At 69.2% G+C, this 16,821-nt stretch carries 16 protein-coding genes and 5 pseudogenes; 17 read left to right on the plus strand and 4 right to left on the minus strand.

Going from position 1 to position 16,821, the window contains the following annotated elements; genetic code table 11:
• The first annotated feature begins 87 nt into the window (after positions 1 to 87).
• The 4 genes from cuyB to IFE19_RS02480 all read left to right on the plus strand — a co-directional run bounded on the left by cuyB (position 88) and on the right by IFE19_RS02480 (position 3,376).
• The gene (gene cuyB, locus IFE19_RS02465; protein WP_207825383.1) at positions 88 to 747 is read left to right on the plus strand and encodes a cysteate racemase; all 660 of its coding nucleotides are present in this window, start codon (positions 88 to 90) and stop codon (positions 745 to 747) included.
• 395 nt (positions 748 to 1,142) lie between these two features.
• Complete coding sequence (locus tag IFE19_RS02470) at positions 1,143 to 2,078, plus strand: nucleoside hydrolase (RefSeq protein ID WP_225910358.1); 936 nt, start codon at positions 1,143 to 1,145, stop codon at positions 2,076 to 2,078.
• Complete coding sequence (locus IFE19_RS02475; RefSeq protein WP_207825385.1) at positions 2,075 to 2,920, plus strand: ribokinase; 846 nt, start codon at positions 2,075 to 2,077, stop codon at positions 2,918 to 2,920. Before IFE19_RS02470 ends, IFE19_RS02475 begins: the two co-directional genes overlap by 4 nt.
• Positions 2,921 to 3,040: 120 nt before the next feature.
• Positions 3,041 to 3,376 carry a hypothetical protein gene (locus IFE19_RS02480; protein WP_207825387.1) on the plus strand — a complete coding sequence of 112 codons (336 nt, stop codon included), beginning with the start codon at positions 3,041 to 3,043 and terminating at the stop codon, positions 3,374 to 3,376.
• A gap of 75 nt (positions 3,377 to 3,451) precedes the next feature.
• On the opposite strand, the gene IFE19_RS02485 is transcribed toward IFE19_RS02480, so the two are convergent.
• Positions 3,452 to 3,661, minus strand: a complete 210-nt coding sequence (locus IFE19_RS02485) for a hypothetical protein (RefSeq protein ID WP_207825389.1) — start codon at positions 3,659 to 3,661, stop codon at positions 3,452 to 3,454.
• Positions 3,662 to 3,783: 122 nt separating this feature from the next.
• Here IFE19_RS02485 and IFE19_RS02490 point away from each other — a divergent pair, with 122 nt between their 5' ends.
• A complete protein-coding gene (locus IFE19_RS02490; RefSeq protein WP_207825390.1) occupies positions 3,784 to 4,557 on the plus strand; it encodes a YebC/PmpR family DNA-binding transcriptional regulator in 774 nt (257 codons plus the stop codon).
• A 3-nt stretch (positions 4,558 to 4,560) separates the two neighbouring features.
• On the opposite strand, the gene IFE19_RS02495 is transcribed toward IFE19_RS02490, so the two are convergent.
• The gene (locus IFE19_RS02495) at positions 4,561 to 5,232 is read right to left on the minus strand and encodes a hypothetical protein (RefSeq protein WP_207825392.1); all 672 of its coding nucleotides are present in this window, start codon (positions 5,230 to 5,232) and stop codon (positions 4,561 to 4,563) included.
• Between the two features lie 302 nt (positions 5,233 to 5,534).
• On the opposite strand from IFE19_RS02495, the gene IFE19_RS02500 reads away from it, so the two are divergent.
• Positions 5,535 to 5,831, plus strand: coding sequence for an energy transducer TonB (locus IFE19_RS02500; RefSeq protein ID WP_207825394.1), 297 nt, complete (start codon positions 5,535 to 5,537; stop codon positions 5,829 to 5,831).
• Positions 5,832 to 5,940: 109 nt separating this feature from the next.
• Complete coding sequence (locus tag IFE19_RS02505; protein ID WP_207825396.1) at positions 5,941 to 6,657, plus strand: MgtC/SapB family protein; 717 nt, start codon at positions 5,941 to 5,943, stop codon at positions 6,655 to 6,657.
• A 130-nt stretch (positions 6,658 to 6,787) separates the two neighbouring features.
• On the opposite strand, the gene IFE19_RS02510 is transcribed toward IFE19_RS02505, so the two are convergent.
• Positions 6,788 to 8,023, minus strand: a complete 1,236-nt coding sequence (locus IFE19_RS02510; RefSeq protein ID WP_207825397.1) for an MFS transporter — start codon at positions 8,021 to 8,023, stop codon at positions 6,788 to 6,790.
• Positions 8,016 to 8,396, minus strand: a complete 381-nt coding sequence (locus IFE19_RS02515) for a MarR family winged helix-turn-helix transcriptional regulator (RefSeq protein WP_207825400.1) — start codon at positions 8,394 to 8,396, stop codon at positions 8,016 to 8,018. The genes IFE19_RS02510 and IFE19_RS02515 overlap by 8 nt, the downstream gene beginning before the upstream one ends.
• A 128-nt stretch (positions 8,397 to 8,524) precedes the next feature.
• On the opposite strand from IFE19_RS02515, the gene ruvC reads away from it, so the two are divergent.
• From ruvC to pal, 10 genes and pseudogenes are all read left to right on the plus strand, one after another.
• A complete protein-coding gene (ruvC, locus tag IFE19_RS02520) occupies positions 8,525 to 9,043 on the plus strand; it encodes a crossover junction endodeoxyribonuclease RuvC (RefSeq protein WP_207825402.1) in 519 nt (172 codons plus the stop codon).
• A gap of 151 nt (positions 9,044 to 9,194) precedes the next feature.
• A pseudogene (gene ruvA, locus IFE19_RS02525) lies at positions 9,195 to 9,815 on the plus strand (Holliday junction branch migration protein RuvA).
• Between the two features lie 146 nt (positions 9,816 to 9,961).
• Positions 9,962 to 10,995 (plus strand): annotated as a pseudogene (gene ruvB, locus IFE19_RS18160) (Holliday junction branch migration DNA helicase RuvB).
• 146 nt (positions 10,996 to 11,141) lie between these two features.
• Positions 11,142 to 11,576 (plus strand): hypothetical protein, encoded by a 435-nt coding sequence (locus IFE19_RS02535; protein ID WP_225910359.1) that lies wholly within the window; start codon positions 11,142 to 11,144, stop codon positions 11,574 to 11,576.
• Between the two features lie 34 nt (positions 11,577 to 11,610).
• On the plus strand, positions 11,611 to 12,114 hold the full coding sequence (gene ybgC, locus IFE19_RS02540) for a tol-pal system-associated acyl-CoA thioesterase (protein WP_207825403.1): 504 nt from the start codon (positions 11,611 to 11,613) through the stop codon (positions 12,112 to 12,114).
• 123 nt (positions 12,115 to 12,237) lie between these two features.
• Positions 12,238 to 12,975 (plus strand): protein TolQ, encoded by a 738-nt coding sequence (gene tolQ / locus IFE19_RS02545; protein WP_207825406.1) that lies wholly within the window; start codon positions 12,238 to 12,240, stop codon positions 12,973 to 12,975.
• Positions 12,976 to 12,998: 23 nt separating this feature from the next.
• A pseudogene (locus IFE19_RS02550) lies at positions 12,999 to 13,460 on the plus strand (ExbD/TolR family protein).
• A gap of 112 nt (positions 13,461 to 13,572) precedes the next feature.
• Entirely contained in the window at positions 13,573 to 14,346 is a 774-nt protein-coding gene (locus tag IFE19_RS02555; RefSeq protein ID WP_207825407.1) for a hypothetical protein, read from the plus strand.
• A gap of 350 nt (positions 14,347 to 14,696) precedes the next feature.
• Positions 14,697 to 16,071: pseudogene (tolB, locus tag IFE19_RS02560) on the plus strand (Tol-Pal system beta propeller repeat protein TolB).
• A 152-nt stretch (positions 16,072 to 16,223) separates the two neighbouring features.
• Positions 16,224 to 16,777 (plus strand): annotated as a pseudogene (gene pal, locus IFE19_RS02565) (peptidoglycan-associated lipoprotein Pal).
• Positions 16,778 to 16,821 lie beyond the last annotated feature (44 nt).

Consider the following 16,821-nt stretch of genomic DNA (forward strand, 5'->3'; position numbering starts at 1 on the left):
TGTTGAACGCGGGTCGGCGAGGCTGTGGTTTCCTTCGTCCGCGAACGGTTGAAAGATGTATTTCCGAGCAAGACAGAGGCGCGCGGCATGAAGACTTTGGGCGTTCTGGGCGGCATGGGGCCGGCGGCGACGGTGGCCTTTCTGGCGCGGGTGCAGGCTCTGACCCCGGCCAAGGGGGACGAGGACCATGTGCGGGTGGTCATGGACATGAACCCCCAGGTCCCGAACCGGCACACGCAGCCCGAGGCGGCGGGGCGGACCTTGGGCGAGATGGCGCTGCGGCTGAAGGCGGCGGGCGCCGAGGTCCTGGCCATGCCATGCAACACCGCCCACGCCCATGCGGCGGCGATCCGGGCGGCGGGGCTGCCGTTTGTCGACATGGTGGCGGAGACCGCAAAGGCTGCGGCGGCAGGGGGAGCGCAGCGGATCGGGGTGCTGGCGACGCCGGGCGGCGAGGCTCTGTACGAGGCGGCGCTGGACGCCGAGGGCGTGGAGATGGTGGGGCTGTCCGAGGCTGACCGGGCGCGCTTTATGGCCGTGGTGTTCGGGGTCAAGGCGGGCGACACGGGGCCGGAGCAGAGGACGGCCATGCGCGAGCTGGCGGCGGCTCTGGTGACGGCGGGGGCGCAGGGGATCATCGGCGGCTGCACCGAGGTGCCCTTGCTGCTGGACGCGGGCGACGTGGCGGTTCCGCTGACGGACTCGGCGGAGGTTCTGGCGCGGGTGTGCGTCGAGAGATGTTTGTAGCTTCGATTTCTCCCCTTTAAGGTTGAAGGAGGAGCGCATGAAGTCGGGTGATGGCGGCTTGTCAGGCCCGAATAGTCTGCGTGAGAGCGGGGGATGTTTATGAAGTTCATTACAGCATCGACGATTATGTTTTCGGCGCTTCTGTTTTTGGCAATCGTTGTTTCGTTTTTTACATCCAGATCTTTCGAGGATGTCATTGCTAGCGTGGCGAGTTTCGTACTTTTGATTTCTATATTGGCTATATTCTTCTGGATTAGATCGGTGGTAAATTCGAGGAAATGATCAGGGCGGTCCTGATGGATGCCCAACGTCGCGTCCGGCAGGCCTGTGCTTTCTCGCGCATGGCAGGATCGAGTGGGATTGCGCCTGCTCGTCTCGCGCGGCACACCCGTCGGGTGAAACAGTCCCTCATCATTGATTGCGACCCTGGCGTGGACGACGCCACGGGGTTGCTGACCGCCTTCGCCTCTTCCGACCTCGACCTGCTGGCCGTGACCACGGTCGGGGGAAACGTCAGCGCCGAAAAGACGGCGAGGAACGCACGCATCCTGCGCCAGATCGCCGGGCGCGAAGACGTGCCGGTCTTTGTCGGGGCCGAGCGGCCCTTGCGACGTGAGCCGGCGGGCGCGGGCGAGTTCCATGGGGCCGAGGGGCTGGGCGATCTGGAGCCATACGAGCCGGAGGCAGCGGTCGGCGAGGGAAACTCGGCCGAGGCCATTGTGCGGCTGGTGATGGAACGGCACGCCGGATCGGTCGCCCTGGCCGTCATGGGGCCGATGACCAATCTGGCGCTGGCGATGCGGGCCGAGCCGAGGTTGGCGGGCCATCTGGGACCGGTGGTGGTCATGGGCGGGGCGCGCAGCGAGGGCGGCAACATCACCGCCTCGGCCGAGTTCAACATCTGGGCCGACCCGGAGGCGGCGGCGGAGGTCTTTGCGTCCGGCTGCCGGATGATCGTCATGGGGCTGGACGCCACCCATCAGGTGCGAGCGACCGAAGAGCGGATCGCCGCCATCGAGGCGGTGGACACGGCCTCGGCGCGGGCGGCGGGGGCCATGCTGCGCTTTTCGCAAAGGATCGAGCGGGTCATCGTCGGCTGGGACGCGGGGCCGCTGCATGATCCCTGCACCGTGGCCTGGTTGCTGAAGCCCGAGTTGTTCGATCTGGCGCCCTGCCGGATCGCGGTGGAGACGGGAAGCGATCTGACGCGAGGCCACACGGCGGTGGAGTTCCGCGTCGAGGCCGAGACGGCCCATCATTTCTGGGCGACAAGGGCCGATGCAGACGGGGTCTTCGCCCTGATCACCGACAAGCTGGGAGCGGGCCAATGAGGATCACCGTCGTCGGGTCGATTAATCTGGACATGGTGGCCTCGGCCCCCAGTCTGCCGGCGCCGGGCGAGACGGTGACGGGGGCAAGCCTGGCTCGCCACGCGGGCGGCAAGGGCGCCAATCAGGCCCTGGCGGCGCGGCGGCTGGGGGCCGAGGTCAGCCTGATCGGGCGGGTCGGCGAGGACGAGATGTCCGGCGCGGCGGTGGCCCTGATGCTGGCCCACGGGGTGGACCTGTCGGGGGTCGAGACCGACATCGCGGCGCCGACCGGGGTGGCCCTGATCGCCGTCGATCCGACGGGCGAGAACCAGATCGTGGTCGCCGCCGGGGCCAATCACTTTGTCACGCCGGAGCAGCTGCCGTCGCGGATCGAGACGCCGTTGATCGCCCAGCTGGAGCTGCCGATCGAGACGGTCGAGGCGGCGGTGGGCCGGGCGACGGACTTCGTCTGTGTGAACCTGGCGCCCGCCGCCCCGGTGTCGGAGGCCATGCTGCGCCGGGCCGATCTGATCGTGGTCAATGAGACCGAGGCCGCCTTCTATGGCGAGGCCCTGCATGTCGGCGGCGGTCTGGTGGTGGTGACCAAGGGCGCGCGCGGGGCGGTCATGTACCGGCGCGGGGTCGAGATGGCCTGGGCCACGCCTCCGCGTGTCGAGGCGGTGGATGCGACCGGGGCGGGCGACGCCTTTGTCGGGGCGATCACCGTGGCCTTGCTGGACGGAATGACGCCCGATGCGGCCCTGCACTTCGCCTGCGCGGCGGGGGCGCTGGCGGCCACCCGGCCCGGCGCGCAGCCGTCGCTGGGGACGCGGGACGAGGTCGAGGCCCTTCTGGCGGGCTGAGGCGCAACTGAAGCGGATTGACGCGGCGCAAAAGAGATCATTGCGGAACTGTCATCTTCGCCCCAATGTGGCCCACATTGGGGGTCGGCGTCGTCGGCCGGGATTTTATGGGTAGAAGCTATGGGTAGGTCTGGAATCGTGGCGCTGGCGGCCTGCGCCGTGGCGGCGTTCGTCACTGTCGAAGCCCCTAAGGCGTCGGCGGCGGCGCTGGAAATGAGCGGTCAGTCGCGCGCCGAACAGATGATGATGCGGGCGAAGCGTCGCCAGGCGGAACGTCGCGCCGAGCAGGAGTACGCCGAAGCTGAAGCACGGGAACGGGCGGCGCAAGAAGCGGCTGATCGTCAGGCCGAGGCTGAAGCCCAGGCCGAAGCCCAAGCCCATACCCCCGCCGTTTCGTCGTCCCCCGCGCCGATTCCGGTCACGCAGCCTGACCCCGCGCCGCGGCCCAACGCCTAGGCGACGTCCGGGCTGACGTCATTGTCCACATAAAGACATCGAGCTCGGGCGCGGGGGCGCCCGAATCGTTCTGGCCTAGCGTTCGTCGTACTGACGCAACAGGAACAGGGTTCCCACCGCGGTCAGGGCGCCGAGCGCGAAGGCGGCGACCAGGGAGCCGGTGGCGGCGGCGGTGGAGACGGTGACCGGGCGCTTGGCGTACCACTCGACGATCTCGCCCGCGTGGGCGTGGTCGAGGCCCTCGTCATAGGCGTCGTCCAGATAGGTTTCGTCGGCGGCGGCCATAGGCGTCTCCTTATTGCCTGCGCTAAATCCCCGGCGCGGTCGGGCGGTTCCCAGTCGTGACAGAGGATCGCACATCCAGTAAAGGGCGCGCCTCACGTTTCAGAAATCTGGCAGCGAGATTCATGGCCGGCCACTCGAAATTCAAGAACATCATGCACCGCAAGGGGCGCGCCGACGCCCAGCGGTCGAAGCTGTTCTCCAAACTGTCCCGCGACATCACGGTCGCCGCCAAGTCGGGCATGCCCGATCCGGCGCTGAACCCGCGCCTGCGTCTGGCGGTCAACAACGCCAAGGCCGAAAGCCTGCCCAAGGACGTCATCCAGCGCGCCATCAACAAGGCCGCCGGCGGCGACGCCGACACGATGGAAGAGGTCCGCTACGAGGGCCGGGGTCCGGGCGGCGTCGGCATCATCGTCGAGGCCCTGACGGACAACCGCAACCGCGCGGCCTCGAACATCGGTACGGCCTTCAAGAAGAACGGCGGCGCCCTGGGGGAAATGAACTCGGTCGCCTTCATGTGGGACAAGGTGGGCAAGATCACCTATCCCGCCGAGGCTGGCACCGAGGACGCCGTCATGGAAGCCGCCATCGAGGCCGGCGCCTCGGACGTCGAGAGCGATCTGGTCAAGCCGGACATCTATGAGGACGCGCCGGGCCACACCATCTGGACCGCCTATGAGGACCTGAACGAGGTGGCCGAGGCCATGTCCAAGGTGCTGGGCGACCCGAAGTCGACCGCCATCGTCTGGAAGCCGCAGTCGGAAGTGCCGGTCACCGGCGAGGCCGTCGGCACCCTGTTCAAGCTGCTGGACGCCCTGGACGCCGAGGACGACGTGTCGTCGGTCTATTCCAACGAAGACATCTCGGACGAAGACGCGGCCAAGTACGCGGGCTGACGCCTAGCGGAGGCAGGTCTCCATCCAGTCCTGATCCGGCTCGGCGGCCCTGAGGTCGTCGAGCGTCGGGATGTTGCGTTCGGCGTCTGCGCTGACGGTGATGTGGGACAGGGCCGAGGCCGTCGGGGCCTCGCGCCGGTAGACGCTCAGGGCGAAGGGAACATGGCCGGGCGCCGCGACGCGCCAGACGCTGTTGGATTCGCCCGCGCCATAGGCGTAGCAGCCGATCGGGTCGACGCTCGCGCCGCGCACCCTGAGAGCCTCGATCGGCTCATAGGGGACCGGCTCGCCCATGGCCGACCAGTTGAGCGCCAGGCGCGTGGTCGGGGTGCGCGTCGTCTCGACGTTCAGGCCCGCCAGTTCGCCTTCCGAGGCCGAGCGCCAGCGGACCATGGCGGCGCGGGCCCGCACGTCGGCCGGATCAAGGGCGGACGGGGTTCCGGCCACGAACAGCGACAGCAGGGCGTCGAGCATGGGGTTGGAGCGGGTGACGCCCGGCCATCGCCCGGCGCAGGCCTCATCGACCCAGGCCTCGGAGCCGGGACTGGCGGCCAGGGTTTCGGCGCGGCAGCGGTCGAGGAATTGGGCGCGGGTCTCCTGGGCGGCGGCGGGCGCGGCCGACAGGCAGGCGAAGGCGGCGCAGGCGAGGGACGCAACGAACAGGGCGGCGCGCATGGCGGCCTCCTTTCGGCTATCGCAGGTATGTGCAAGATGCGCCCCGCGAAGATGCAGGGCAAGCCGGGGGGCGAATGATGCAGGATGAGGACAGGTCGCGGGCGACCAAAGGGCGGTGGCTGCTGATCAAGTTGGCCACGTGGTGCGGCGCCTTGATTCTGCTGGGGTGGGCGGCCTGGGGGGCGGCGTGGATGGTCGCCAACCTAAGGGTGAGCCTGGACATGCCGCCGCCGAGCGAGACGTCCGACACTCTTCCTTCCCGTATCGCCCCGCCTGAGCCCGTTGCCGCGCCGGCGCCCTATATGAGCGACGAGGGGCGGGCGATCACCAATCCGTCGTGGCTGCAGGCCCCGGAGCCGGCCTTTCCACGCGCCGCCCTGAGAAAGGGTGTCGAGACCGGCGCGGTTTCGCTGGAATGTCAGGCTGACGCCCAGGGGCGGATCAGCGCGTGTGAGATTGTCGACGAGACGCCGCCGGGGGCCGGTTTCGGCGCTGAGACGGTGCGGGCGGCCATGAAGGCGCGCATCCGGCCGCGGTTGATCGACGGGGAGCCTGCCGCAAGTCAGGTGGCCTTCACCGTGCGGTACCGGCTGGAATAGGGAACGGGCCGCCTGCGCCGGCCGCGTCCTGCCGGGGGGGCGACTGAGGCTTGCCGCCGGGCGCCGACGGGTTCACGGTGAACGGTCCTGTGCAGCTTGAGGGTCGGACATGACGATAGGCGAGGCGTTGGCCGGAACGCTGGACTGGGCCCTGATCGGGCCGGTGGCGGCGGCGATGGTCGCAGGCGGGCTGATCGGGATCGAGCGGACCTATCACGGCCATCCGGCGGGGTTCCGCACCCATATCCTGGTCTGCATGACCTCCTGCGTGCTGATGCTGGCGGCCATGCATCAGTCGACCTGGGCCTTTGTCGCCCTGCCGGACCAGAGGCTTGTGATCGATCCTACAAGGATGTCGCACGGCATCCTGACCGGCATCGGCTTCCTGTGCGCCGGGGTCATCTTCCGCGAGGGGTTTTCGGTACACGGCCTGACCACGGCGGCCTCGCTGTGGACCACCTCGGCGGTGGGGGTGATGTTCGGCATCGGCATGTGGGACCTGGGTCTGATCGCCGGGGGCGCGACCCTGCTGGTCCTGGCCATCCTGAGGTTCCTCGACGCCCGCCTGCCGCATGTCGGGGTGGTGGACGTGACCCTGCGCTGGGCGCGGGGATCGGCGCCGGGCGAGGCGACCTTGCGCGGCCTGCTGGCGGACAGCGGGCTGAAGCCGGTGCGCGTCGGCCATGTGGTCAGCCACGACGGTCAGATCCACGAACACCACATCAAGGCGCGCGGGCCCATGCCCCTGCGAGTCGACGACCTGTCGGCGCGGTTGGCGCAGCAGGGCGGGCTGGCGGGGTTCTCGGTCATGCCCAGAGACGACTGAGGCGGCTGACGGGCCTACATGCAGAAGGCGATGGCGGCGTCGAGCCAGACGGCGAGGCCGTGATGGCTCCAGAGCCAGCCGCCCAGAGCCGCGAGCGCGACGAGGCCGACGCCGATGGCGAGGCGGCGGCTCATTCGGCGGGGACCGTTGATGGGCGAATGACAGGACCCTCGCGCACCGGGACATTGGCCAGGGTGGCCATGACGGCCAGACCGATGGAGATGATCCAGATCGCCGTATAGGAGCCGGTCAGGTCGAAGGCCACGCCCGCCAGCCAGGCGCCCAGAAACGCGCCGACCTGATGGCTGAGGAAGACGATGCCGGCCAGGGCCGAGAGGTGACGCACGCCGAAGATCTGCGCCACCAGACCATTGGTCAGGGGCACGGTGCCCAGCCACAGGAAGCCGAAGGTCGCCGCGAAGATCAGGGCGCTGGCCGGGGACAGGGGAACCAGCAGGAAGACGGCGATGGCGACGGCGCGCAGCGCGTAGAGCAGGGTCAGCAGGCCCTTCTTCGACGCTTTCGAGCCCCAGGCGCCCCACAACCAGGAGCCGGCGATGTTGAACAGGCCGATCAGGGCCAGAGACGCCGCGCCGATCCCGCCCGACAGACCCATGTCGCGCAGGTAGGCGGGCAGGTGGGTGCCGACGAAGGCGACGTGGAAGCCGCAGACGAAGAAGCCGAGGTTCAGCAGGGCGTAGCTGGGGTTGGTCAGGGCCTCCTTCAGCGCGGCCTTGAGCGGCAGGCCGTCGCGGGCGCTCGGGGCCGGAGGCTTGCCCGCCACGCCGAGCGCCAGGGGGATGATCAGGGCGACCATGCCGCCGAGCACGAACAGGGTGAGGCGCCAGTCGAGCGCATCGAGCAGGCCCTGCGCCGCCGGAACCACGAGGAACTGGCCGAAGGAGCCGCCGGCGGTGACGATGCCGAAGGCCAGGGTGCGCTTCTCGGGCGGAACGGCGCGGCCGACCGCGCCCAGAACTACCACAAAGGTCACGCCCGCCATCGACAGGCCGACCATGACGCCGAAGCCGAGCATGAGACCGAGCGCATTGGCCGCCGTGGCCGCCACGGCCAGACCGGCCAGATAGACCAGGGCGCCGCCGACCGCGACCTTGCCCGCGCCATGCTTGTCGGCCCAGGCCCCGACAAAGGGCTGGATCAGGCCGAACAGCAGGTTCTGGGCCGCGATGATCAGGCCGAAGGTCTGGCGGTCGATCTCCAGATCCAGACCGACGGGGCGCAGGAAGAGGCCGAAGGACTGACGCACGCCCATGGACAGGGTGACGATCACCGCCCCGGTCAGGATCATGATCCAGGCCCGGCGCGACAGGCCGGAGGCGGGGGCCGGGGAGGCGGCGTCAGGCATTGATTTCCAACTCACTCAACAGGTCGATCAGGGCCGCTTCACGCGGGCCGAGCAGGGCGGCGACGCGGGTCTGGGCCGTGGTCCAGTGCGGCAGGGCGTCGGCCAGCTTCTGCACGCCCGCAGGGGTCAGGCTGAGGGTCTGGCCGCGTGCGCCGGGCGTGGCCTCGGCCGTGACCCAACCTTGACGGATCAGCGGCTGCAGGGTGCGCCACAGGGCGCTCTTCTCATGCAGGGTGGCCTCGGCCAGATCGACCAGCCGGGAAGGGCCGAGGCGGGCGAGGGTCCGCAGCACCGCGAACTGGTTGATGTTCAAGCCGACGTCCGTCAGCGCCTCGTCATAGAGACGCGACAGGGTGCGCGAGGCGCGCCGCACGCGGCCGCAAATGCAGGGGGAGGTGACATCCATTGCGTATGCAAAGCATGTCGTTGTTGTGTATGCAACGATGAAGATCGCCCTCCGGTCATTGTTCGCTAACCGTCTTTGCGGCATGACTGGAACGAATGACGAACGTATCGACTCGAATCCTGGGGCTGGACCCCGGTTTGCGCCGCACCGGATGGGGCGTGATCGAAAGCGAGGGCAGCCGCCTGCGCTGGATCGCGCACGGGGTGGTGACGCCCGCCGAAAAGGCGCCCTTCCCGGAGCGGCTGCTGCATCTGCTGGAAGAGGTCGGGTCGATCTGCGCGGCGTATAGTTGTGACGAGGCGGCGATCGAGGAGGTCTTCGTCAACATGAACGGGGCCTCGACGCTGAAGCTGGGCCATGCGCGGGCGGCGGTCATGCTGGCGCCGGCAAGAGCGGGGCTGAGCGTGGCGGAATACGCCCCCAGCCTGGTCAAGAAGGCGGTGGTCGGGGCGGGTCAGGCGGACAAGAGCCAGGTGGCCTTCATGATCAAGCGGCTGCTGCCGGCGGCCGGGGATGTGAAGGCGGACGCGGCGGATGCGCTGGCGGTGGCCATCACCCATGCGCACCATCGGCGGTCCTTGAGTTTGGGTGCCAGTTTGAGGGGCGCGGCATGAGCCTGTTGATGCATCTTTCCTCCCCATTTCATGGGGAGGTGGCGCGGACGCGCAGCGGACGTGACGGAGGGGGCGTCTCGACGCCAGCCCTCTGCGCCGCCCCCTCCACCACTTCGTGGTCCCCCTCCCCACAGGTGGGGAGGAAAGACGCATGATCGGTCGTTTGCGCGGGGTTCTGGCCGAGGTCGGGGAGGCGGAGTGCCTGATCGACTGCGGCGGGGTGGGCTATGTGGCGACCTGCGGGGCGCGGACCCTGGGGCGTCTGCCGGCGCCGGGGACGAGACGACCCTCTATATCCATAGCCAGTGGAGCGAGGACGCGGGGCCGCGCCTCTATGGCTTCCTGTCGCGGGATGAACGGCGGGCCTTCACCGTGCTGTTGGCCATTCAGGGCGTGGGGCCGAAGGCGGCGTTGAGCGTGCTGGACGTGCTGCCGCCGGGCGAGCTGGCGTCGGCGGTGGCGCGCGAGGACAAGGCGGCGGTCGGGCGCGCCAACGGGGTGGGGCCGAAGTTGGCCCTGCGCATCGTCACCGAACTGAAGGGCAAGGCTCTGGGGGATGCGCACTTTGCGCCCACCGCGCCGGGCGTACACGCCGAGGTCGCCGCCGCCCGCCGCCGCCGAGCGTGACGGGCGAGGCGGTCGCGGCCCTGCTGGGGCTGGGCATCGCCGAGGTCAATGCGCGCCGGGCGGTGGATCAGGCGCTGATCCGGCTGGGGATGAGGCGGAGCTGCCGGCGGTGATCCGCGCGGCCTTGCAGGAGCTGGGGCGGTGAGGGCTTTCAAATGCCGTCATCCTCGGGCCCGCAGGGCGGCCCGGGGACCCAGGCCGTTCGACGGCCCGCGAACTTCAGACGTCTGGGTCCCAGGGTCCGCTGCGCGGCCCGAGGATGACGGCAGGGGGGGGCGTCGCATGGAACGGATGATCTCGGGCGACGCGGAGCCGGGCGAGAAGCATGATCGGGCTCTCAGGCCACAGACCCTGTCCGAGTTCGTCGGCCAGTCGGCCGCCAAGGGCAATCTGAAGGTCTTCATCGACGCGGCGAGGGGCCGGTCCGAGGCGCTGGACCACGTCCTGCTGTTCGGGCCGCCGGGGTTGGGCAAGACCACGCTGGCGCAGATCGTGGCGCGCGAACTGGGCGTGGGCTTTCGCGCCACGTCGGGCCCGATCCTGGCCAAGGCGGGGATCTGGCGGCGATCCTGACCAATCTGGAACCGCGCGACGTCCTGTTCATCGACGAGATTCACCGCATGTCTCCGCTGGTGGAGGAAATCCTCTATCCGGCGATGGAGGACCATGTGCTGGACCTGATCATCGGCGAGGGGCCGTCGGCGCGGTCGGTGCGCATCGATCTGGCGCCCTTTACGCTGGTTGGGGCGACGACGCGGGCGGGGCTGCTGGCCACGCCGTTGCGGGACCGGTTCGGCATTCCGCTGCGGTTGGAGTTTTATACGCCGGAGGAGCTGACGGCGGTGATCCGGGGGCGGCGCGCAAGATGGGCGCGGCCATCACCGAGGACGGGGCGATGGAGATCGCGCGTCGGGCGCGGGCACGCCGCGCATCGCCGGGCGACTGTTGCGGCGGGTGCGGGATTTCGCCGACGCCGAGGGGGAACAATCGACCGGTTGGCGGCGGCGAGGGCGCTGGCCCGGCTGGAGGTCGACGAGCAGGGGCTGGACAGTCTGGACCGGCGCTTCCTCAAGGCCCTGATCGAGAACTACGGCGGCGGGCCGGTGGGCATGGACACCCTGGCGGCGGCCATCGCCGAGGCGCGCGACGCGGTCGAGGACGTGATCGAGCCCTATCTGCTGCAACAGGGCTTCATCATGCGCACCCCGCGCGGGCGCGTGGCCTGCGCCAAGGCCTATGAACATCTGGGGCTGACGGCGCCGCAGGTTCAGCCTGCGCCCCGCCGGATCTGTTCGGGAAATAGCTCTGCATCCTTCTCCCCTTGAGGGAGAAGGTGGCCCGTCAGGGCCGGATGAGGGGTGTCGGCTCGACGTTTTGATGTGAGGCGGTGTGCGAGCCTTTCCGCGCACCCCTCATCCGTCAGGCTTCGCCTGCCACCTTCTCCCTCAAGGGGAGAAGGGGAAGCTAGTCGTTGGCAAAAGGACTTCACCCGCCCGCCAAACCCGGCCATGCTCCATGGCGAAGGGAGACGGGCGATGGCGCGAGGCGGATCGGGACGGACCAGAAGATCGCCGTCCTGGGCGTGGCGGTGCTGCTGCTCGGCGCGCTGAGCCTGGTCGCCCTGAACCAGGGCGCGCGCTTCGGGCCGAAGCAGGCCACGCCGGCGGAGCGGGCCTTGAGCCAGGTGAAGGCGCAGATGGGGCCGACCGCCGAGGTGCGCTATCTCGAAAACGGCAAGCGCCGGGCCGTCTGCGGCTACGCCGGAATGGCCGGACAGAAGGCGGCGGTGGCCTTCGTCTCGCGGCCCAATCGCATCCTGATGGGCGACGATCCCCTGGGCGCCGAGTTCGCGGAGATGAAGGCGCGAGTTCTGTCCGGGCTTCAATCCGCCCCGGCCGGGGGTTAAGGCCTCGGCGACGACTTCCGCTCAGGGCTGACCGATGACCGACCAACCGACCGCCGGCCGTTTCGACGGGCAGGACCACCTGCTGCCGGTGCGGGTCTATTACGAGGACACCGACTTCACCGGTCTGGTCTATCACGCCAACTATGTGCGCTATTTCGAGCGCGGGCGGTCGGACTTCCTGCGGCTGGCGGGGGTGGGCCATGTCGAACTGCTGGAGCAGGACGAGCCGCTGGCCTTCGTCGTGTCGGACCTGGCGATCAAGTATGTGAAGCCGGCGCGGATCGACGACGCCCTGGTCGTGCGGACCCGCTATGAGGCGATCAAGGGGCCGCGCCTGATCATCCGCCAGATGGTCGAGCGCGACGGCGAGGTGCTGTGCCGGGCCGATGTGGTCGCGGTCTGCATCCATCTGGACGGGCGGCCGCGACGCCCGACGAAGCGGTTGGTGGAGTTGATCACGCCCTGGCTGTCGGGGAGGGCGCCTGATCCTCCCTTTTCCCTCAAGGGGAGAAGGAAGAATGCTCAAGCCTCGCAATAACGCGCTTGTCAGATCGGCCCCCGTGACGCAGGGGCCGACGACCGCTAGACCCGCCGCCATGAAACCGCCACGTCGGCCCGCTCGAAAAGGGCTGACGACACCGGACCCATCCAAGGACCCTGCATGACCGCCCCAGTCGACGCCTCGCTGCTGAATCCCATCGAGCTGTTCATGACCGCCGACTGGGTGGTGAAGACGGTGATGATCGGCCTGGCCGCCGCGGCCTCGGTCTGGTCGTGGACCATCATCATCGACAAGGCCGTGCGCTTCGCCCGCATGAACGCCCGCGCCACCGAGTTCGAGAAGCAGGTCGAGAGCGGCCGTTCGCTGGAAGACGTGGCCGCCCAGGCCGGGGCGCAGCCGGTCGATCCCCTGCCGCGCATGCTGGTGCTGACGTTGCAGGACTGGCGCGAGGTCCGGGCGCGCGGGGCCATGACGGACACGCAGGGCAACATGCTGATCGCCCGCATCGACCGTGCGCTGGATTCGGTCATCGCCCGCGAGAGCCAGAAGATCGAGAATGGTCTGGGCGTGCTGTCGGTGGTGGCCACCGCCTCGCCCTTCATCGGCCTGTTCGGCACGGTCTGGGGCATCATGAACGCCTTCGACAGCATCCGCGTGGCGGGCAACACCAATCTGACGACCGTGGCGCCGGCCATCGCCGAGGCCCTGTTCGCCACGGCCATCGGTCTGGCCGCGGCCATTCCGGCCTATATCGCCTTCAACGCCTTCTCGGTGTCGGCGGGCAAGTTCACGGGGCGTCTGGAAGCCTTTGCGGACGACCTGCAGTCGGCCATCGCCCGTCGTCTGGGCGCGCCCCGGCCCCGCCGCCGCCGCCCCCGCCGCCGTCTGCTGACCTGAACCTGCGTCGGGGCGCCTGATCCATGGCGATGGGTGGAGGAGGCGGAAGCTCGGGCGGGCGCGGTCGTCGCCGCGCGCGCAAGCGGCCGCTGAGCGAGATCAACGTCACGCCCCTGGTCGACGTCATGCTGGTGCTGCTGATCATCTTCATGATCTCGGCGCCCTGTTGACCGTCGGCGTGCCGGTGGAGCTGCCCAAGACCGAGGCCAGCGCGGTCGAGACGACCGACAAGCCGATCACGGTCTCGATCGATCAGAACGGGGCCATCTTCATCGGCGACAGCGAGGTCCGCTGGGAGAACCTGGCGATCCGCGTGGCCGAAGAGGGCGGCGACAAGGCGCGCGACAAGGCGGTCTTCATCCGCGCCGACGGCCGGGCGCCCTATCAGGCCGTGGCCCGCGTGATGGCGCGCCTGTCGGCCTCGGGCTTCACCAAAGCTGAACCTGATCACCGACACGGCCGCTGACGAGACGACGGAGGGCTGACGGTTTTGCGTCGACCCAGTCCCGCCATTGTCGGATCGCTCGCGCTGCACGCCGGCGTGGTCGCGCTCGCGCGCTTGTCTCGTGGACGTCGAAGGACGAGCCCAAGCCGCTGGTGAACTCGGTGCCGGTGTCGATCGTCTCGGACATCGAGATCGCCGCCGCCCCCGCCGACAATCCGCAGCCGGAGCCTTCGCCCGAGGACGGCGCCACCGCGCCAGTCGAGACCCCGCCGGAACCGGTCCCGCCGGAGCCGACGCCGACCCCGCCGCCGCCCGCGCCCCGTCCCACGCCGCCGACCCCGCGTCCCACGCCGAGGCCGCCGGAGAAGGCCCCTGCGCCGCGCCCGACGCCCGCGCCGACCCCGCGTCCGACCCCGCCGCGCCCGACGCCTCCTCCACCTGAGAAGGCGCGCCCGACGCCGCCGACGCCTGCGCGCCCCAATCCGACCCCGCCGCGCCCGGCCCCCGCCAGGCCCGCGCCCGGCCTGGACCTGGACGCCCTGGCCGGTCCGCCGCGCCAGACGCCGAACCGGGGCCGTCCGGCCCCTGGGCAGCAGGGCAGCGGAACGGCGCCTCAGGCGACGGGGCCGCAGATCACGGCCATCTTCAATCAGGTCTATCCGAACTGGATCCTGCCCTGCGACATCCCGGGCGCCGACGAGCTGAGGATTCAGGTCGATCTGACCCTGTCGGCGGACGGGCGGATCACGCGCGGGCCGACCTTGGTCAATCCGCAGTCCAGCGCCGTCTATCGCGCGGCGGCGGACGGGGCGCTGCGGGCTCTGCGCCAGACGGCGCCCTTCGACGTGCCGGCGGGGGCTTCCCCGGCGGCCAGTATCGTCCGACCTTCAACACCGAACGGGCCTGCGCCAACCGGTGAGCAGTAGCGTTCCCTCTCCCGGCGGGAGAGGGCTTGAGCCTCCAAGAGCGAAGCGATTGGGTAAGGCGACCCGAAGGGCGGCGCGAAGCAGCCAAAGGGTGAGGGGCTGAGGTTTGCCGTCGGCGCAAGCCGTGGCGCGGCGGCTTGCGCCGAAGGAACGCTTCGACCCTCATCCGGCCCTTCGGGCCACCTTCTCCCATCGGGAGAAGGGATCAAGGCGGAAGAGGTGCAGGAATGCTTGCCCTCAAAGTCTGAAAGTCGCCCCATTCCGGGGCAAGCTTGTCTTTCACAAACTGGTTTTTGTCATACGGTCTGGCGATAAGGACCGACGAGCCGTCCAACTTCCGGGAGTTCCCTATGCGTCTGCACCTTCTTCTCGCCTCGGCCGCCGCAGTGCTCATGGCGGGTCCGGCGACGGCCCAGACGCAGCCGACCACGCCGGCGCAGCAGACGGGACCGGTCGAGGTCGAGATCGATCAGGGCGTGCTGCGCCCGCTGCAGATCGCCGTCGTGCCCTTCACCGGCCAGAACGGGCCGCAGATTTCCAATGTCATCAGCGGCAACCTGAAGCGATCCGGCTTCTTTGATCCGCTGAACCCGGCCAGCTTCATCGAGACCGGGCTGACCCTGGCCAATGCGCCCAACTTCCCGCAGTGGACCTCGATCGGGGCGCAGGCGGTGCTGTACGGCGGCGTCACGCCGCGCCGACGGGCGGGTGGACGTGGGCTTCCGTCTGTATGATCCCTACCGTCAGTGCCAGCTGGTCAGCTATCAGTTCACCGCCACTTCCGAGCAGTGGCGCCGGATCGCGCACAAGATTTCGGACGTCATCTATCAGCGCATGACGGGCGAGGCGGGCTTCTTTGATTCACGCGTGCTGTTCGTGTCGGAAAGCGGCACCCAGCTGAACAAGCTGTCGCGTCTGACCATCGTCGATCAGGACGGCTACAACCCCGTCTTCCTGACCCAGGGCGACGAGATCATCATGTCGCCGCGCTTCTCGGCGTCCAACCCCGACGAGGTCACCTATGTGGCCCTGGGCAAGGACTACAGCCGCATCTACCTGTACAACCTGTCCGACTGGCCGCCGCGAAAGCCTGGGTGAGTTCGACGGTCAGGTTCTGGCGCCGCGCTTTTCGAACGACGGGACCAAGATCGCCTTCTCGATCATCCGGGGCGGCAACACCGACGTCTATGTGATGAATCTGCGCACGCGTCAGCTGTCGCGCCTGACCAGCGATCCGGGCATCGACACCTCGCCCTCGTTCAGCCCCCGGACGGCAACCAGATCGTCTTTACGTCGGACCGTTCGGGTTCGGCGCGGCTTTACACCATGCGGGCGGACGGCTCGGTCAGCGGCCGATCTCGCGCGGCGGCGGCGTCTACACCGCCCCCGGCCTGGAGCCCGCGCGGGGACATGATCGCCTTCACCAAGCAGTCGGGCGGGCGCTTCCACATCGGGGTGATGAAGTCGGACGGGACGGGCGAGCGCACCCTGTCGTCCAGCTATTTCGAGGAAGGCCCGTCCTGGGCGCCGAATGGCCGCTACATCGCCTTCGCGCGCCAGAGCCCGGGCGGCGACACGCGTCTGTGGACCGTGGACCTGTCGGGTCGGGTGGTGTCGCAGGCGGGCTATGACGGGCGCGGGTCGGACCCGGCCTGGTCGGGTCTGCTGGACGCGCCGCCGGTCAATCTGGGCGTCGGCCAGGGTGCGGATTCCTGCCCGGCCTGATCGGGTTACGGCTTCGTGAGATCACGAGCGGAGCCATTCCCATAAACTGTGCGTTATCGCGTCTGGCGCGACGCGGCGCCGCAGTCTAGCTGACCCCGACAACAGCCAAGCTTGAGGCCGCCGTCCTCAGACCGAACCAAGGAGACGACCCGATGAACACTTCGACCCTGATCAAGCTGGCGACCGTCAGCGCCGCCGTCGCCGCCCTGGCCGCCTGCGCGCCCAAGCCCAAGGTGGAGCCGGCCGTCCCGGTCGAGCCGACCCAGCCGACCGCTCCGCAGTATCCGACCGCCCCGACCGGCCCTGTCACCGGCGGCAATGTCGGCGCCCCATGCCGGGCTCGGAGCAGGACTTCGTCGTCAACGTGGGCGACCGCGTCTACTTCGATCTGGATTCCTATTCGGTGCGCCCGGAAGCCCAGCCGCGTCTGGACGCCCAGGCCGCCTGGCTGGCCCGCTATCCGCAGGTCACGGTCCGCATCGAAGGCAACGCCGACGAACGCGGCACGCGTGAATACAACCTGGCCCTGGGCGCCCGCCGCGCCGAGGCCGTCCGCACCTATCTGATCCAGCGTGGCGTGCCGGCCGGCCGCATCGACACCATCAGCTTCGGCAAGGAGCGCCCGATCGTTGAAGGCTCGAACGAGAGCGCCTGGGCCCAGAACCGCAACGCCCACACCGCCATCGTGTCGGGCGCGCCGCGCTAAACCACGCGATAGCGACTGAATGAGTGGGAGGCGTCGACTTTGCG

The organism is Brevundimonas pondensis (assembly GCF_017487345.1).
In the GTDB taxonomy this organism is placed as follows: Bacteria; Pseudomonadota; Alphaproteobacteria; order Caulobacterales; family Caulobacteraceae; genus Brevundimonas; species Brevundimonas pondensis.

Bases quoted from the DNA above. Each gene is read 5' to 3' on its own strand.
- IFE19_RS02500 (WP_207825394.1), top strand. From the start codon at position 5,535: ATGAGCGACGAGGGGCGGGCGATCACCAATCCGTCGTGGCTGCAGGCC.
- IFE19_RS02495 (WP_207825392.1), bottom strand. From the start codon at position 5,232: ATGCGCGCCGCCCTGTTCGTTGCGTCCCTCGCCTGCGCCGCCTTCGCC.
- IFE19_RS02510 (WP_207825397.1), bottom strand. From the start codon at position 8,023: ATGCCTGACGCCGCCTCCCCGGCCCCCGCCTCCGGCCTGTCGCGCCGG.
- ybgC (WP_207825403.1), top strand. From the start codon at position 11,611: ATGACCGACCAACCGACCGCCGGCCGTTTCGACGGGCAGGACCACCTG.
- IFE19_RS02480 (WP_207825387.1), top strand. From the start codon at position 3,041: ATGGGTAGGTCTGGAATCGTGGCGCTGGCGGCCTGCGCCGTGGCGGCG.
- ruvC (WP_207825402.1), top strand. From the start codon at position 8,525: ATGACGAACGTATCGACTCGAATCCTGGGGCTGGACCCCGGTTTGCGC.
- IFE19_RS02505 (WP_207825396.1), top strand. From the start codon at position 5,941: ATGACGATAGGCGAGGCGTTGGCCGGAACGCTGGACTGGGCCCTGATC.
- IFE19_RS02475 (WP_207825385.1), top strand. From the start codon at position 2,075: ATGAGGATCACCGTCGTCGGGTCGATTAATCTGGACATGGTGGCCTCG.
- tolQ (WP_207825406.1), top strand. From the start codon at position 12,238: ATGACCGCCCCAGTCGACGCCTCGCTGCTGAATCCCATCGAGCTGTTC.
- IFE19_RS02490 (WP_207825390.1), top strand. From the start codon at position 3,784: ATGGCCGGCCACTCGAAATTCAAGAACATCATGCACCGCAAGGGGCGC.
- IFE19_RS02485 (WP_207825389.1), bottom strand. From the start codon at position 3,661: ATGGCCGCCGCCGACGAAACCTATCTGGACGACGCCTATGACGAGGGC.
- cuyB (WP_207825383.1), top strand. From the start codon at position 88: ATGAAGACTTTGGGCGTTCTGGGCGGCATGGGGCCGGCGGCGACGGTG.